Annotated in this window: 22 protein-coding genes; 11 read left to right on the top strand and 11 right to left on the bottom strand. The window is 64.7% G+C overall.

Features of this window, described 5'->3' with window-relative positions; genetic code table 11:
• Positions 1–31 precede the first annotated feature (31 nt).
• Complete coding sequence (locus AC066Y_RS16735; RefSeq protein WP_478274836.1) at positions 32–814, top strand: SDR family NAD(P)-dependent oxidoreductase; 783 nt, start codon at positions 32–34, stop codon at positions 812–814.
• A 10-nt stretch (positions 815–824) separates the two neighbouring features.
• Here AC066Y_RS16735 and AC066Y_RS16730 read toward each other — a convergent pair whose 3' ends face one another.
• The gene (locus tag AC066Y_RS16730; protein ID WP_456757019.1) at positions 825–1,208 is read right to left on the bottom strand and encodes a hypothetical protein; all 384 of its coding nucleotides are present in this window, start codon (positions 1,206–1,208) and stop codon (positions 825–827) included.
• 176 nt (positions 1,209–1,384) lie between these two features.
• Between AC066Y_RS16730 and AC066Y_RS16725 the strand changes: the two genes are divergently transcribed.
• Positions 1,385–2,014 (top strand): L,D-transpeptidase, encoded by a 630-nt coding sequence (locus AC066Y_RS16725; protein WP_456757018.1) that lies wholly within the window; start codon positions 1,385–1,387, stop codon positions 2,012–2,014.
• 141 nt (positions 2,015–2,155) lie between these two features.
• Here the strand turns inward: AC066Y_RS16725 and AC066Y_RS16720 are convergent, their stop codons facing one another.
• On the bottom strand, positions 2,156–3,214 hold the full coding sequence (locus AC066Y_RS16720) for a hypothetical protein (RefSeq protein WP_478274835.1): 1,059 nt from the start codon (positions 3,212–3,214) through the stop codon (positions 2,156–2,158).
• A 378-nt stretch (positions 3,215–3,592) separates the two neighbouring features.
• On the opposite strand from AC066Y_RS16720, the gene AC066Y_RS16715 reads away from it, so the two are divergent.
• A complete protein-coding gene (locus AC066Y_RS16715; RefSeq protein WP_478274834.1) occupies positions 3,593–4,174 on the top strand; it encodes a septal ring lytic transglycosylase RlpA family protein in 582 nt (193 codons plus the stop codon).
• A gap of 442 nt (positions 4,175–4,616) precedes the next feature.
• Positions 4,617–4,796: a hypothetical protein gene (locus AC066Y_RS16710; protein WP_092113623.1), complete on the top strand. Its 180-nt coding sequence runs from the start codon at positions 4,617–4,619 to the stop codon at positions 4,794–4,796.
• Positions 4,797–4,856: 60 nt separating this feature from the next.
• Here AC066Y_RS16710 and AC066Y_RS16705 read toward each other — a convergent pair whose 3' ends face one another.
• Complete coding sequence (locus tag AC066Y_RS16705) at positions 4,857–5,585, bottom strand: class I SAM-dependent methyltransferase (protein WP_478274924.1); 729 nt, start codon at positions 5,583–5,585, stop codon at positions 4,857–4,859.
• A 190-nt stretch (positions 5,586–5,775) separates the two neighbouring features.
• Between AC066Y_RS16705 and AC066Y_RS16700 the strand changes: the two genes are divergently transcribed.
• Both AC066Y_RS16700 and AC066Y_RS16695 read left to right on the top strand, forming a co-directional pair.
• Positions 5,776–5,961: a hypothetical protein gene (locus tag AC066Y_RS16700; protein ID WP_092125583.1), complete on the top strand. Its 186-nt coding sequence runs from the start codon at positions 5,776–5,778 to the stop codon at positions 5,959–5,961.
• A gap of 163 nt (positions 5,962–6,124) precedes the next feature.
• Positions 6,125–6,646: a DUF1993 domain-containing protein gene (locus tag AC066Y_RS16695; RefSeq protein ID WP_478274833.1), complete on the top strand. Its 522-nt coding sequence runs from the start codon at positions 6,125–6,127 to the stop codon at positions 6,644–6,646.
• A gap of 115 nt (positions 6,647–6,761) precedes the next feature.
• On the opposite strand, the gene AC066Y_RS16690 is transcribed toward AC066Y_RS16695, so the two are convergent.
• The 7 genes from AC066Y_RS16690 to AC066Y_RS16660 all read right to left on the bottom strand — a co-directional run bounded on the left by AC066Y_RS16690 (position 6,762) and on the right by AC066Y_RS16660 (position 9,904).
• Positions 6,762–6,998, bottom strand: a complete 237-nt coding sequence (locus AC066Y_RS16690) for a hypothetical protein (RefSeq protein ID WP_092113629.1) — start codon at positions 6,996–6,998, stop codon at positions 6,762–6,764.
• 322 nt (positions 6,999–7,320) lie between these two features.
• A complete protein-coding gene (locus AC066Y_RS16685) occupies positions 7,321–7,494 on the bottom strand; it encodes a hypothetical protein (protein WP_478274832.1) in 174 nt (57 codons plus the stop codon).
• A gap of 9 nt (positions 7,495–7,503) precedes the next feature.
• Positions 7,504–7,734: a DUF6894 family protein gene (locus AC066Y_RS16680; protein WP_092113631.1), complete on the bottom strand. Its 231-nt coding sequence runs from the start codon at positions 7,732–7,734 to the stop codon at positions 7,504–7,506.
• Between the two features lie 141 nt (positions 7,735–7,875).
• Positions 7,876–8,220 carry a tRNA-binding protein gene (locus AC066Y_RS16675; RefSeq protein ID WP_478274831.1) on the bottom strand — a complete coding sequence of 115 codons (345 nt, stop codon included), beginning with the start codon at positions 8,218–8,220 and terminating at the stop codon, positions 7,876–7,878.
• Positions 8,220–8,846 (bottom strand): LysE family translocator, encoded by a 627-nt coding sequence (locus tag AC066Y_RS16670; RefSeq protein ID WP_092113636.1) that lies wholly within the window; start codon positions 8,844–8,846, stop codon positions 8,220–8,222. The genes AC066Y_RS16675 and AC066Y_RS16670 overlap by 1 nt, the downstream gene beginning before the upstream one ends.
• A 16-nt stretch (positions 8,847–8,862) precedes the next feature.
• Entirely contained in the window at positions 8,863–9,720 is an 858-nt protein-coding gene (gene pdxY / locus AC066Y_RS16665) for a pyridoxal kinase PdxY (RefSeq protein ID WP_478274830.1), read from the bottom strand.
• Between the two features lie 10 nt (positions 9,721–9,730).
• Positions 9,731–9,904 carry a hypothetical protein gene (locus AC066Y_RS16660; RefSeq protein ID WP_016840760.1) on the bottom strand — a complete coding sequence of 58 codons (174 nt, stop codon included), beginning with the start codon at positions 9,902–9,904 and terminating at the stop codon, positions 9,731–9,733.
• A 569-nt stretch (positions 9,905–10,473) separates the two neighbouring features.
• Between AC066Y_RS16660 and AC066Y_RS16655 the strand changes: the two genes are divergently transcribed.
• Positions 10,474–10,716: a hypothetical protein gene (locus AC066Y_RS16655; protein WP_478274829.1), complete on the top strand. Its 243-nt coding sequence runs from the start codon at positions 10,474–10,476 to the stop codon at positions 10,714–10,716.
• Positions 10,717–10,801: 85 nt separating this feature from the next.
• Positions 10,802–11,470 carry an FMN-binding negative transcriptional regulator gene (locus AC066Y_RS16650; protein WP_478274828.1) on the top strand — a complete coding sequence of 223 codons (669 nt, stop codon included), beginning with the start codon at positions 10,802–10,804 and terminating at the stop codon, positions 11,468–11,470.
• Between the two features lie 168 nt (positions 11,471–11,638).
• On the opposite strand, the gene AC066Y_RS16645 is transcribed toward AC066Y_RS16650, so the two are convergent.
• The gene (locus AC066Y_RS16645; protein ID WP_478274827.1) at positions 11,639–12,439 is read right to left on the bottom strand and encodes an alpha/beta fold hydrolase; all 801 of its coding nucleotides are present in this window, start codon (positions 12,437–12,439) and stop codon (positions 11,639–11,641) included.
• A 103-nt stretch (positions 12,440–12,542) separates the two neighbouring features.
• On the opposite strand from AC066Y_RS16645, the gene AC066Y_RS16640 reads away from it, so the two are divergent.
• The 3 genes from AC066Y_RS16640 (at position 12,543) to AC066Y_RS16630 (ending at position 15,083) form a co-directional block, all read left to right on the top strand.
• Entirely contained in the window at positions 12,543–13,481 is a 939-nt protein-coding gene (locus AC066Y_RS16640) for a LysR family transcriptional regulator (RefSeq protein ID WP_478274826.1), read from the top strand.
• Positions 13,482–13,942: 461 nt separating this feature from the next.
• Positions 13,943–14,692, top strand: coding sequence for an ROK family protein (locus AC066Y_RS16635; RefSeq protein ID WP_478274825.1), 750 nt, complete (start codon positions 13,943–13,945; stop codon positions 14,690–14,692).
• A gap of 130 nt (positions 14,693–14,822) precedes the next feature.
• The gene (locus tag AC066Y_RS16630; protein ID WP_478274824.1) at positions 14,823–15,083 is read left to right on the top strand and encodes a PepSY domain-containing protein; all 261 of its coding nucleotides are present in this window, start codon (positions 14,823–14,825) and stop codon (positions 15,081–15,083) included.
• Positions 15,084–15,307 lie beyond the last annotated feature (224 nt).

The following is a 15,307-nucleotide window of genomic DNA, read 5'->3' as shown; positions in this document are numbered from 1 at the left end:
GGGCTGCACGTCCTCCTCGGAGACAGGCATCATGAGCCTCTTCACATCGCCTTTCGATCCCGCGCGCGAGGCAGCCCTGGTGACCGGTGCCGGTAACGGCATTGGCCGGGCCATCGCGCAGGCCCTGGTCGGCGAAGGTGTGCGCACGGTTTTCGCCGACCTGCATGCGGACAAGGTATCGGCCGCCATCAAGGCCGCTCCGCGTCCTGATCTCGCCGTACCCTGGGTCGGCGATCTCGCGCAACGTGCAGCGTGCGACGCCTTGCTGGCACATGCGCAAGCCGCGGTCGGGCAGGTGACGCATTTCGTCCACAGCGCCTCGCCGCCGCGCCGCGAGGCCGATCATGTGATGGCGGTCGACGAAGAGACCTGGCGGCAGATGCACGCGGTCAATCTCGATGCCGGTTTTCATCTGTCGCGCGAACTGGCGCGCAAGCTGATCGCGGCGAAGCGGCCGGGCGCGCTTCTGCTGCTCACCTCGCTGCACGCCGGCACGCCGCGCAACCTGCCGCATTACTCGACGGCGAAGGCCGGGATGGCGATGCTGGTGAAGGAGCTGGCGAAGAGCTGGGGCAGCTACGGCATCCGCGTCAATGCGCTGGTGCCCGGTGCGATCGCGGCCGGCGGCTTCGTCGCCGATCCCGCGCTGGCCAAGCACATTCCGCTGGGGCGGCTTGGCCAGGCGGACGATCTCGCGCCGATGGCGCTTGCCGTGCTCTCGCACAAGCTCTCCGGCTACGTCACCGGCGCATCGATCGTGGTCGACGGCGGCCTGTCGCTGACCAATTGGTTCGCGCCGCCAGAGCTCGATTGAGAATCGAAATCTACTCCTTCGTCCGGATGTAGCCCGCCAGCCGCGTCTTCTGGTCCTGGCACCAGGTCGTCATGCTGCCGGCGCGGCGCTGGTCGAGGTCGGTGGTCTGGGTCGCGATCGCGACTTCGGTCATCAGGTCGTCGGCCTGCTTCTCGCCCATCTTGCCGCCGGTGTGCATGTAGGCGATCGCCTTGCGCACCTGCTCGGTGGTGCCGTCGGGCAGGTGCATGTCCTGCGCGCGCTGCACGAGGTCCTGATAGACGAGATCGGTGCCGGGGCACTCGACCTTGGCGGCAAAGGCCTGCAGCACCATCGTGACATAGGCCGCGCGCGGATCGGCGTGGGCCGGTGTTGCTGCGACGATCAGGCCGCCGATCAGCAGAGCGTAGCGCATCGAATTCCTCCCGATGTTTTAGAGATTTTGCCGCAAGGCTAGCGTCCGCGGGAACCGACTGCAACCAGAAGGACACACTTCCCGAGGGAACCGATCAAACAGCCGTGTTCCAATCTGCGCTGCCACGATTTCAGCACGATTTCGGCAGCAAGTGCCACAACTTGACGCAGGGGAGAATGATCGTGTCGAAGTTGGGGCTTGCTGCGGTGCTGATGGGTTCGCTCGCACTTGGCGGCTGCATGCAGGCGACGCTGTCGCCGGTGACGGATGCCGCGATGACGCCGCGCGATCGGCAATTGCTGGCGCATCCGCCCTATGCGGAGGCCAAGATTCCGGATCAGTTCCAGCGCCACATTGTCGATTACACGCGGAAGGAGCAGCCGGGTTCGATCCTGGTCGATACCGACGCGCGCTACCTCTACTACGTGCTGCCCGGCGGCAAGGCGATCCGTTACGGCGTCGCCGTCGGCGAGGAGGCGATGGCCTTTTCCGGTGTGGCCACCGTCGGTCGGATGGCGGAGTGGCCCGATTGGGTTCCGACCCAGGATATCCAGGAGCGGCTCGGACCGTATCCGAAGCGTGTCGCCGGCGGACCGGCCAATCCGCTCGGTGCCCGGGGCATCTACCTCTATCAGGGCAACAAGGACACGCTCTACCGTATCCACGGCACCAACCAGCCCGAATATATCGGGCAGGCGATCTCGTCGGGCTGTATCCGCATGAACAATGCCGACGTCATCGATCTCTACCAGCACGTCAAGCCGGGCGCGACCGTGGTCGTGCTGCCCCCGGGACAGAGCGCGTAAAGCCGTGAACCGTAGGGCGGATTAGCCCACCGGATCCGCGCGAAGCGCGGCCCGATGACAGGCTCCCGCGTATTCCGCCATCAGTCGAGGCAGCGGCGGCGGATTACGCTTGCGCTAATCCGCCCTACTTTTTGAGTCCCGTTAGCGCAACGGCATCGGCGGCCGAACCACGGGGCCGTTATCATCAGCATCGACAACAGAGGACGGCTGCTGCGGCTGAACCGGCCGCGGTGCTACCGTCTGCGGTGAGGCTGCAACGGGCGCCGGTAGCGGTGCTGCTGATGCCGGTGGTGGCGGCGGGATGTAGGCCTGCGCCGGCGGGTACGACCGGCGCACCGGCGGTGAAGCAACAGCTGTGCGTGGCGCCGCAGGCGGCGGCGTGATCGCGGCACGCGGGCGCGGCGCGACCGGCCGTGGTTCGACGGCCCTGGTCTCGGTCGTCCTTGCGACCCGCTGAGTCAACTGATCCTGGCTCGCCTTCAGCTGATCGATGCTGGTCTTGAGCTGCTCGATCTGCTGTCCCATCGACGCGAGATCGCGCGCCATCGACTGCAACAGCTGCGTTTGGTCAGCTGGTGCTGCCGGGGCAACCGGTGCCGCCGCTGCAACGGGTGCTGCGGTCGCCGCTGGCTGCGCTGCAGCGACGTCCTGTGGCGCGGCCGCCGGAGCAGCTTCGGCCGGCTGATCGGCGGCAGCCGCCTGCGCGGGCGGGCTCGCCTGGTCGGGAGCGGGAGTGGCCTTGCCTGGCAGCAGCGACGTCAGGGCCTCGACCTGAGGCACGTATTCGGCCACCACCTGCTTGACGCGATGCCCGTAGTGTTGCCACGCCGCGGTGCCCATGGCGCCGGCGATCGCGAACACGAACCAGAAGGCGCGGATCGCCCATTTGCTGGTCGGACGCGGCGCGCGTTCAAGTCTGATGTCGTCCAGCCTGCCGTCATGGCTTGCGGCGCTGTACTCCGGCGCGGCCGGCGGCGCCGTCACCGGTATCGGCGTCACCGGCAGCACCGAGGCGGCAGGCGCGACCGGTGGCGTGGACGAGGGCGCAAGGCTCGGGCCGAACCAGGGCTCGCGTTGCCCCGCCGCTCCCTTGGCGGCGGGTGCCGGCGCGGCGGCGGCATTGTCCGGGCGGGTTGCGGTGAAGCTAGGTTCGATTGCGAAAATATCGTGCGGATCTGCGTCTTTCAGTGTCGATTGCATGGCGGTCCCCGTTTCAGTCCAAGGTCAACCGCAAATGGGCGGCCGGCAATTTGAGTTCTGTATCGACCCCTGGCCCTGGCCCCACGACTCCAGTCCGGTTTGACCAAAGCAAGGCGAGAGGGTGGAGAGGTTGGGGAGTTTCGGGAACCGACGCTGGGAGCCGGGGGGCGGTCGCCGACCTGCGCGCCTGGGGAAGCTCCGGGGTCGCATGTCCGAGTGAATCTCCCTGGTTGTGTGGCGCATCCACCACAGCCGAGGGGAAATCGGGTCGCCTGCGGCCCGTCCGACCGCGTTCCGCCACCGTTCCGCCCCGATTGGATTCGGCCATGCGGGTGTTGGATTTTCGGCTTGGGCTGGGGCGCGAGTTGGGGATGCAACATGTCACGCGACGATGCAGTCATTTCGTACGTCGACGTCAAACGCAGCGCGCGCGGTGTTGCGCCCGCAATTGCATTGGCTCGTGCGCGAAAGCCGCTGCGGCTCTGCGCCATCGTGATCGGCGCCGCGTCGCTTGCGGCCTGTGCGCAGTCCTCCGTCGTCAGCCAGCGCTCGCAGGCGCTCGCGAGCCGGCCAGCATCGGCCGAGCCGACGCGGGCTGCGTCATCGGCGATGCGCACACATGTCGCAACGGCGCGCAAGCACACGCCATACGCCTCGCGCAAAGGCGGCGAGACCAGGATAGCGTCGCAGGGCGTCGCGAGCTTCTACAGCGAAGGGCAGGAGACCGCGAGCGGCGAGAAGTTCAACGCGCACGAACTGACCGCCGCGCATCCGACATTGCCGTTCGGCACCAAGCTGCGCGTCACCGACGTCAAGACCGGCCGCTCGGTCACCGTGCGTGTCAACGACCGCGGGCCCTACGTTCCCGGGCGCATCGTCGACGTCTCGTATTCCGCCGCACAGTCGCTCGGCATGATCGGCAAGGGCGTCGCGAATGTCCGGCTCGACGTTGTGCAGTGAGCGGTGTCGCAAGTCAGGTTCGGGATTTTTTGCCGAACGGATCGGGAAAAAGTCCCGGCGTTGCACGCGCTTTAATCCTGTTGTCCGAACGCTGGCAACAAATAGAATTGATGCCGCTACTTCCCGCGCTCTCCTTTTCCAGGCGCGTGGATTTCAACCCAACGAACCTTCCCCGCCTTGGCGTCCCACCGAGGCGGGGTTTTTCTTTGAGACATGTGCGCTGAGTGCGTTCACCGGGTGGGCCTGAGCCATCAGCGGCAAGACGCGGCACATGCTGGATATGCCGACCTTGATGGGCAAGTTGAGCTAGCCGCGACCGCACGTTGCGCTCTGCCGTATCTGGCGCCTGTGCTTCCACCAAATTGTCATGCTCCCGGCGAATTGCGGCCCAACGCCGCTGCCAACACACCGCCGAACGGATGACGTCGGCGAGGGACAAGCATTGGCCTACAAGATGATCGCAGAACGCGAGAACGAAACGGTCAGGATCGAGCGGGAGAGCACCTTCATCATTATCGCCAAGGCCAAGGTCTGGGCGAGCGAGGGATGGCAGGTGGTGATCACCGACAAGGACGGAAAATCATACCCGCCCGAGGAATTCGACAAGCTGCTCGCGGCGTGATGTTCTCTGTTTGCGCATGATCTTTCCGGAAAACCGCTTCACACTTTTCCGGATCATGCGCTAGCGCTGCGCTGACACCAGGATCATCATCGGCCGTTCCAGTTCGTCGGCCAGTTCGGGCACAGCCTTGATCTGCTCCCGCGTCGGGGAGAATTCCTCGACATGGCGAAGCGTGAAGCCGGCGCCGATCAACGCATTGAGCGTGGTGCCGACGGTGCGGTGATATTTCAGCACGCCTTTCACATACCAGTCGGTCCGGCGTTCGCCTTCGACGAAGTAGCGGTTGACCGGCCAGGTCTTGCGGCCGTCCTGATCCTGTCCCCAGTCGGGATGGGCGGCCGCCATGTAGATCGGATGCTCGATGGTGAAGACCAGATACCCGTCCGGAACGAGGGTGCGATACAGCATCCGCGCTAGGCGATCGAAGTCCCTGATGTAGTGGAAGGTGAGGGCGCTGTAGGCGAGATCGAAGGAGGCCTTCGGCAGCTCCAGCGTTTCGAGGTCGGCGATCTCGTAGGTGATAGCCGGATCCTGCGTCATCGCCGTGGCGCGCGCGATCATGTTCTGCGAGAGGTCGACGCCGAGCACGCCGGAGGCGCCTTGCTCGCGCATCCAGCGCGACACCCAGCCGAAGCCGCAGCCGAGATCGACCACGCGCTTGCCGGTGATGTCGGGCAGCATGGCACGGATGGCGGGCCATTCGGGCGCGCCGAGCAGTCCGCGGACCTGCCGCGGCAACTGGCTGTAGCCGGCGAAGAAGCCGGGGTCGTCGTAGATGTTCTGCGCCATGGTCACGGCAACTCGGGAAGGAGCGGGGTCCGCCTCTCTGTATCCGCCGCCGCGGCGCGTGGAAACGGTTGATTCCGTTGCGCCGGCCAGGATGCTGGAACCAGACGCGGCGTTCGGCCGTTTTGAAGTCAGCCCGCGGGAGGCGCGGTCACGCCTGTCCCTGCGGCGTCAGACAGCCGAGGAGAGCGCCATGATTGCCGAGATGCAGATCCACACCATCGCGCGGCAGATGCTGGAGAAGCACGGCCTGCAGGCGATTGCCGAGGCGGCGCAGAACGCCATCGCCTGCGAGAGCAAGGGCGAGACCGAAGAGGCCCGCGAGTGGCGCCATATCGAGGACGCCATGAAGATGATGCGCGGACCGCATCAGAGCTGACCGCGCCGAGCCCGCGATGCCTGACCGAATGATCCGGATGATCCGGCGCTCGGCGCTGGACCATTCGACTTGCGAATCCCCACGGCCGCTTGCCTTCGCCGGAAATTCCGGGAACTCTGTTCCGGCAAGCATCAGACAAATTTTCTTAATGGGGGAATTCGCCATGGCCTTTTCACTGTACGACGCGACCGTTGCCAACTATCTGCAGATCCTCGGCGCCACCTCGGGCTTTCTCGACAAGAGCCTCGCGCATTTCAAGCAGAACGGCATCGATCCGGCCGACATCGTCGAGACCCGGTTGTTTCCGGACATGTTGCCGTTCCGCTTTCAGGTGGTCTCGCTCGCGCACCACTCCCGCGGCGCGATGGAGGCTGCGAAGAACGGCGTGTTCGTCCCGCCGTCCGGCAAGCCCGATCTGGATTACGCCGCACTGCAGGCGCTGGTGAAGGACGCGCTCAGCGAATTGTCGGCCCTGACGCCGGATGCAGTCAACGCGTTGCTCGGGCGCGAAGTGATGTTCAAGCTCGGCGAGCGGTCGATGCCGTTCACGGCTGAAGGATTCCTGATGTCGTTCTCGCTGCCGAACTTCTTCTTCCACTCGACCACCGCCTACGACATCCTCCGCCACAAGGGTGCGCCGCTCGGCAAACGTGACTTCATCGGCCGGTTGAACATGAAGAAGTGATCGGACCACGCGCCGACTGGTCTTGCCGAGGCGGCAACACCGGCCGCCCCGCACGCAGCAAGATCAAGACCGCGCGCGGACGGGCGCGGTCAACAGAGTCTAAAGCCTGCCGGCGCTAGCCGGCCCTGCGCCAGTGCGGCACGGGGTCGAGCGGCGTCCGGTAGAGCTCGCGCCGGTCGATGTCAGTGACGCGCACGGCGCAGCCGCGTGCCTTCAACTCCGGCTTGACCTGCGACAGCTCGTTGGCGAGCTGATCGGCGCGATCGGAGGCAAGGCTGATGTCTTCGAGGATGATCGTTCCTTGATTCCGGAACTCGTCCCCCACCACGAGATCGAAGGTGTAGTACGGCATCCGAAGTTCTCCGTTTCGGTTTGCATCACAGGGTAACACTGAGTCGTGCGTTCCCTAAGATGCATCGCGCACAATCGTCGGGCGATCGGCGCAAAAACGATGTGCAACGCATCCAGCACGACGAACGACTACACGCGCGGCACGGCGAAGGAGTCCTGTCATCCAGCTCACCGCCATGCCGTTAAGATTTGATTAAAACTGTCGTCGCAAGCTTGGGATCAGGTGGAATTGCGGCGGAACCGGACTCCGGGAACCGGCAGCCGCAGGAGAAGGCCGGTGGCGTAACGCCCATCGGCCTTTTCTCGTCGCTCAAACCCTCGGACTAGTCGCGCAGCGTGGCCTGCCGCCTGGCGCGGCATTTCGGACCCGGCCCGCGCATGTAATACAGCTCGGGGCGATAGGGGTGGATGACGCCCTCGATCAGCGCGACGCAGCGCTGAGCGAGGCGGGTGAGGTGACGCCGCACGGGCCGCAGGGCGAGTTCCATCGAATTCATGGCATGCCCTCAGTGCAATTCGCCGAGGACGGCGGTGAACGGCAGCTCGAAGATCTCGGTCCCGATATCGTCGGTGACGTGGACCGCCCAGTTGCGCCAGTCCTCCACACTCGGTGTCATGACAAAGCTGCGCGCCAGCTGCTCCGCATGCACGCGGACCTCCGAAAAATCCATCGCAGCGCCGATGCGATCCAGGATGACGTGCTTGTCGTCGGAGCAGTGAAAGTAAACTGCGGACATCTTCCGATTCCCATGCCGAAGCGATTCTCGTGCGCTGGAATAGCAGCGCGCGCGGGCACTTAGAATCCGGGTGATCCCCCATCGGTAAACTACGGGGAATCCAGACGATTTGAATCACGCCGCCGTGATCGGGTCGGGCCGTCAGAAGATCGGCTCGCCAATCGCAACCTCGCTGCGCGGGCCGAGCACGATGACCTGGCCGTCGGCATCCTTGGCGCCCAGGATCAGCAGTTCCGAGGTGAAACCGGCAATGTTCTTCGGCCCGAGATTGCAGACGCAGACGACCAGCGAGCCGATCAGCGCCGCCGGCTCATAATTCGTGATCTGCGCGCTCGACCACATGATCCGCCCGGCGCCGACATCGACGCCGACCTTCAGGGACGGGTTGCGGGCGCGCGGAAACGGCTGCACCTCGACCACCTTGCCGATCCTGATGTCGAGGCGGGCGAAGTCGTCATATGTGGCTTGCGGCTTGAGCGGAGACATCAGCGCTCCTGAAAGGCGAGGCGGATGCCGAGCGCGATGTAGATCGTGCCGACCACGCGGCCCTGCCACTGGCCGATGCGGCGATGCCGCCGGATCCACGGGCTGATCTGACCGGCGGCGAGCGCGAGCAGCGAGGTGTAGGCTGCGCTCATTGCGACGAAGATCAGGCCGAGGGTCGCGAACTGCGCGACGGCGGAGCCGTGGCCGGGATGGACGAACTGCGGCAGGAAGGCGAGGAAGAACAGCGCGGTCTTCGGGTTGAGCATCTCTGCCCAGATCGCCTGCCGGAACGCGCGCCGCGGATCGACCGGCTGCGCCGCCGGCAAATGCAGGTCGTCATTCTTCTCGAACAGAGCGCGGACGCCGAGCACGATCAGGTAGATCACGCCGGCATATTTGACGATCGAGAACGCGAGCGCCGAGGTCATCAGCACGGCCGACAGGCCGAACGTCGCCATTGCGGTGTGGACGAGGTCGCCGAGCGCGATGCCGAACCCGGTCGCGACGCCGACGCGCGGCCCGCCGGTGACCGAACGCGCGAGCACAAGCAGCACGGCTGGCCCCGGGATCAGGAACAGGCCGAGCACGACGGCGGCGTAGGTGAGGAGGGTGGTGATGTCGATCATGAACGTGTCCCGGATGTCAGGATGCAGGGATGGCGACCGCCGCGAAGCTCGGCTTCGGATCAAGCATCACCGCGGCGCTTTCGACAATGCGCATTTCCTCGGTTACTCGCTCCGCCGTGCGCACCAGCACGCCGTGGATGCCTGAGGCGGCGTGGCTGAGCGCCTCCGGTGTCGCCAGGCCGCGCCCGCGGGCGGCGACGAACAGCGCGGCGAACAGGTCGCCGGTGCCGGACGGGCTGATCGGCACGCGCGGGGTGCGCACGTGCCACGCTCCCGTGTGCTCGATCGCCAGCGTCTCGATCTCACTGTCGGGCGTGCCGGCAAGCTCGGCGCTGGTGACGACGATGGTCGCAGGCCCCCGCGCCATCAGCGCGTGGGCTTGCGCAATGACGTCATCGGTCGTCGTCACGCGCGCGCCGCAGAGGAATTCAAACTCGAAATGGTTGGGCGTGATGATGTCGGCCAGCGGACAGAGCTGGTCGCGCACCAGCGGCGGGATGTCCGATCGCACGAACATGCCGCGGTCGCGATCGCCGAGCACGGGATCGCAGCAATAGAGCAGGGCCGGGTTTTTCGCTTTCGCGCGGGCGACGAAGTCGGCGACCTCAATCGCGATGTCGGCCGAGCCGAGATAGCCCGACAGGATCATCCGGGCGCTTTCGATCGCGCCGCGCTCCTCTATGCCGCGCAGGAGGTCGGCGACCAGCTGCACATCGAGCACCCGCCCGCGGATGGTCGGATAGCCCGGCCGGTTGCTGAGCAGCGTGGTCGGCACGGCGACGACGTCGATGCCGTGCAGCTGGATCGGAAAGGTCGCCGCGCTGTTGCCGACATGGCCCCAGGCGACCTGTGACTGGATCGAGATGACGGTCATGTCGTCCGCATCACCCGAACAGCGCGGCGTAGATCACGTAGAGCCAGCCCAGGATACCGTGGATGATCGCCCACAGGATCGAGTGGTTCTTGGTGTACGAGATCGCAATCGCCAGTGCCGAGCCGAACCCCACGCCGTATTTCGCGCCCTCGACGCGAACGCCGTAATATCGATTGCCGTTCATGGTGATCCTTCCAGCGCGAGAGCGTGATTGGCGACAGCGTAACCTGTCCGTTGCGGCCAATTCAACGGCGCATCGTGGCTTTGCGCATTGTTAAGCTGCATCAGCTCTGTCGTCCCAGCGCAAAGGTTTTGCCCTTGCAGCCGGCATACGGTGATGGAGGCGGGCGCGCGTTCCTCTCCATTCGTCGTCCCGGCCTTCGCCGGGACGACACTGGGTGTTGGTGCCGCTTGAGAGTCATACATCTGCATTCTCGCGAAATGCCAAACGGAATATTTTCTTAAGCGCGGGCTTGACGCGATTGGCTGAGTTGCCCGTCGGGTTGTTTTGTCGCAGCTCTCGCAACCGGATTTGACTTGCGCGCAGGCCAACTCGGCTGCGGTCGCCCGGGCCTCCGGTCCCGGCGGTCACGCTCCGATCAATCGAATGTGTCGAACCGAGCCGCAGCACAGGCAAATTCGCTGCGTTGTCGCGGAATAATCGGGTGGCGCCGCCCGTCATGGTTCTAGCGAAAACGCTTCAGCAGGCCGGCGACATGGTCCCATCCTGTTGAATCCAGCAGGAGACGCTCGATGACCACGATCAAACACGTCGCCGCGGGCTTGCTCGCCCTCGGCATGCTGACGACATCGGCCATGGCGCGCGAAGTCCCGGCCGGCCCATCCGCGTTTGTGAAGGGACATGCCGCGGCCGTCGGCCGCTGGGGCGGCGGCCCGCCGCGCATGACCGTGCCGCGCTACGGCGAGTTCGAAACGCTGCCCCGGGATCAGCCGGGCGGCGTCTGCGATCACGGCGACAATGCCATGATCTGCTGAGCCGGACTGTGCATGGCGGTGATCTCCGGCAAAAGTTGCGCTAGCTTCGCTGGGTCGTCTCCCTCCAGCCGCGAGCGCCGCCGCCATGCACATCCTCCGTCCCCAATTCCGCATCGAGGACGACCACGCGCTGGCCTTTGCGGCGGCGCGCGGCTTCGGCGCCATCGTCGCCGCCGATGCGCGCGGCCCGCGGGCATCTCATGTGCCGTTCGTGATCGCGCGGCGCGACGATCGCGTGATCGTGCAGGTCCATCTCACCGCGAAAAACCCGTTGGTCGAGCTCGCCGACGGCGTCAGGCGTTTCCTATTGATCGTCTCCGGTGACGACGCCTACATCTCGAACGACTGGTACGTCTCGCGCGATAACGTCTCCACCTGGCTCTACGAGGCGGTGCATTTGTCCGGCGTTGCGCATATGCGCGATCACGGGGAGAACCGCGGCCACGGCGACGCGCTGCTCGCGGTGTCCGAGGCGCGGCTGCCGAAGCAGCCGTGGGACCTCACGCAGATGGAGCCCGGCAAGCGCGATCAGATGCTGGCGGGGATCAGGGTGATCGATATCGTTGTCGACGGGATCGAGGGCCAGTCGAAGCTCAACCAGCACAAGAGCGATGCGGACTACGTCGCGCTCGTCAACCGGCTCGCGCATGCGGAGGAGACCTCAAGCCACAGGCTTGCGGAGAAGATGCGCACGCTGCGGCCGGAGCTTGCGTATGAGGCCGGACGATGCGTAGGACGGGTTAGCAAAGCGTAACCCGCCGCTCCGGTGTTGCGGACCGATGGCGGATTACGCTTGCGCTAATCCGCCCTACAAAGTCGATTGGCGTCGACACTGCAAACGCGTTGTTAAGATTTGCGTCGCCCCGATTTGCCCGATTCCGATTCGTTCTTTGCGAACAAAATGGAGTCGTATCGAGAACGCTTACGGTGCGGAGCGCAGAAAATTCGCGACTTCATCGTTGAATCGATCCGCCTGCTCGACATTGAGGATGTGAACGCCGGGCAGCAGAATGAGCTTTGCATCGGGGATCGCCGCTGCGATTGCCTCGCTGTGACTGGCCCGCGTGACGGTGTCGCTCTCGCCGCCGATGACCAGCGTCGGCGCCGCAATCAGCGAGATGGCGCGGCGAAGATCGACATCGCGCAGTGCCGCGTAACATCCGGCGAGGCCGCGCGGCGGAGTGGTGAGCACCATGCTGCGGAATTCGTCGACAATCGCGTTCGGAGCAGCCAGCATCGTCGCGGGAAACCAGTTGCGCATGAAGCCTTCAGCGATTGCGTCCATATCCCTGGTCGCCAGGACCGCGCGGATCTGGTCGTCGAACGGCAGCTCCGACGCAAGATAGGACGCGGTGTTCGAGAGGATCAGGCGATCGATGCGTTCAGGCGCGAAGACACCAAGCCACTGCCCAATGAACCCGCCGAGCGACAGGCCGAGGAAATGTGCGCGATCGATCCCGAGGGCGTCGAGCAGTTCGACCACGTCGCGACCGAGCCGATCCATCGAATAGGCGCCCACGGGCGCGTCTGAACCGCCGTGACCGCGGGTGTCGTAGCGGAGCAGGCGAAACGACCGGCCAAGCGCCGGCACTGAGCGGTCCCACATGTGCAGATTGGTGGCGATCGAGTTCGACAGCGCGAGCACCGACCGATCATCAGGACCGTCGATACGGTACGCAATCCGGCAGCCGTCCCCCGTCGTGAAGTGTCGATCGCCGCTCATTTCGTCAGTCCCTTCTGCTGGAGGAATCCCGCGGCCAGGCTAGGGCTCGCGCTCGGCAGATAAAATTACTAAGATCGATCAGTCTCTGTAGGATTTGTGGACAATGGACCGGATCAAGCTCCACGACTTGCGCTGCTTCGACGCGGTCGCGGCCAAGGGAAGCTTTCAGGCTGCGGGCGCCGCCCTGAACCGCTCGCACCCGTCAGTGTTCGCGGCGGTCGCGCGCCTCGAACAGCAGCTCGGCCTCACGCTGTTCGACCGCAGCGGGTACCGCGTCGGGCTGACGGACGCAGGGCGGACGTTTCACGAGCGCGCGCGGCTGGCGCTGCGCGAACTCGATCTGCTGCAGACCTATGCGGCACAGCTTGTCAGCGGGGAAGAGGTTGTCCTGCGTGTCGTCATCGGTGACCTCTGCCCACGGCCGCCCGTCCTGCAAATGCTCTCGGGGTTCTTTGCCAAATATCCCAACACGCGCCTGCATTTGGCATATGAGGCGGTCGGGGGACCGCTCGAGCGCTTGATCGATGATAACGCCGACCTCGTGTTTCATCGCGCGGACCCGTCCGATCCGCGCTTCGAGCAGATCGAACTCTCAACCACGGCCATGGTGCCGGTTGTCGCTCCCGGGTTTCTGCCATTCGCGTGGACGAAGCGGATCACGCCGGAGCAGATGCGCCCCTTCACGCAGTGCGTGATCCGTGACACGGCGCGGCGACCGTCGTCGGAAAATTTCTTCCTGATCGACGGCGCCCATCAGTGCAGCGTGCCGGACCAGATGATGAAGAAGGAGCTGATCCTGTATCGTCTCGCCTGGGGCCATCTGCCTGCGTGGCTGATCGAGGATGAGCTCAGGGATGGCCGACTGATCAGCATCGCGGGACCGAATTTTCCGGGCCGCGAGGAACATTTGGCGGCAATCCGCCATCGGCAGCATGCGCACGGACCGGTCGCGGAAGCACTTTGGCTTCATCTCGAAGAGTGGCGGCTCGCGTCGCGCGCAGCACGGGGCAGCAGACGGCTCCGCGCAAAGCGTCGCCGATGACGCGCGAGCGGTAACGCGCCGCAACGACGTTGTCGAGAGATGTCGGATTGCGCTTGCGCTGATCCGCCGTACGAAATGCATCCGCGGTAAGTTGCGCAAACGCGTTGTTAAGAATCGCTTTGCGCTGATTTTTCGATTCCGATTCGTTCCTCACGAACAATCTGGAGTCGGATGGGGAACGTGGCTGTGATGCGATTCGTCGCTTGATAGGTGAGGCGATCGACCGCAGTGCGCCCGAAATGCGCGGAGATATTGCGTGTCGGGAGCAATTATCCCATCTCGGTACAACATCAACTGCTCGGATACGTCGAGCGCACACATCTTGTTAATGCTTGAGCTGCGCCGATTTTCTCGATTCCGATTCGTTCCTCGCGAACAAACTGGAGTCAAATGCAGAACGGAGCTGTGGCGCGCGATGCGTTTCTCTGCTCCACTCGGTGCCCACAAGAGAGATCGCACCGATGGCCAAGAAGACAGGCAAGAAGACAAGCAAGACGACAGCCAGGAAGACGACGAAGCCCGCGTCGCGCCGGACGGTGCTGGCGATCGACATTGGTGGCACGCATGTGAAGGTCATGACCGACAAGGAGCGCATCAAGCGCGAATTCGAGTCAGGTCCAACGCTGTCCGCCACCGAGATGGTGCGGCAGGTCAAGGCGCTGACCAGGGACTGGTCCTATGACGTGATCTCGATCGGCTATCCCGGACCAGTGGTGCACAACCGTCCACTGACGGAGCCGCACAATCTCGGCCGCGGCTGGGCCGGCTTTGATTTTCACAGCGCGTTCGGCCGGCCGGTCAAGGTCGTCAACGATGCGCTGATGCAGGCGATCGGCAGCTATCAGGGCGGGCGGATGCTGTTTCTCGGCCTCGGCACCGGGCTTGGCTCGGCGATGATCGTGGAGGGGGTTTACGAGCCAATGGAGCTTGGGCATTTGCCTTACCACAGGGACGAGACGTTCGAGGATTATGTCGGCGCCGCCGGCCTCGAGCGGCGCGGCCGGAAGAAATGGCGCAAGAGCGTCGACGACGTCATTGCGCAGCTATCCGCGGCGCTGGAGCCCGATTACGTCGTGCTCGGCGGCGGCAATGCCGACAAGGTCGACAACCCGCCGCCCAAGGTCAGATTCGGCGACAACGCCAACGCGTTCGAGGGCGGCTTCCGGATGTGGAAGAAGGCAACGCGCAAGTCGCGCAGCGCGCGTCGGTGAAACTGGAACTGCCACCAAATTGCCTTAACTGCTGAAGTTTCGCGCTGCTCCGTGGCCGCTGTTCCTGGAACTGATCGGGTCTGCCGCTCGTTTTATGCGACATGATTTCCCGTTCCATGAGGAGTGACTGATGCGAAGCTTCATTATTCCCGCCATTGCGGCGTTGGCGATCGGCGCAGCGACGCCGGCGATGGCCTATGATTCCGGCAGCCAGATCTCGATGGAGGCGGCCCTCGACGTCGCAACCAATCTCGGCATCGTGACGGTGTCCAACACCAAGTTCCTCGGCGACGAGTGGGAAGTCGAGGGCCGTGACCGGCTCGGCCGCTGGATGCAGGTCGATGTCGATGCGCGGACCGGCGAGGTGCGCAATGTGGATCGCGGCTGGTAGCCGTGTATTCAGCGCAGCGCGCAGCGTGAGCAGGCCGCGTCGGCGATCGGTCCCGATGTCGTGAGCCAAGCGACATCACGCACGCGCGATGCGAGCTACGGTTTTCGGACGGCCGGCGGCGCGGGGCGCACGCCGGCCGTTCGTTATCCAGAGTGTTCGACGCAGTGTTTTGGCGGAATGGCACAAAGGTGGAGTATGCTTGCGGCAGATTCTCAAGGGCCTGC

It is taken from the genome of Bradyrhizobium sp. USDA3010, from assembly GCF_056429065.1.
The sequence above is the reverse complement of the archived record's forward strand: the minus strand, read 5'-3'. Positions and strand labels throughout refer to the sequence as shown.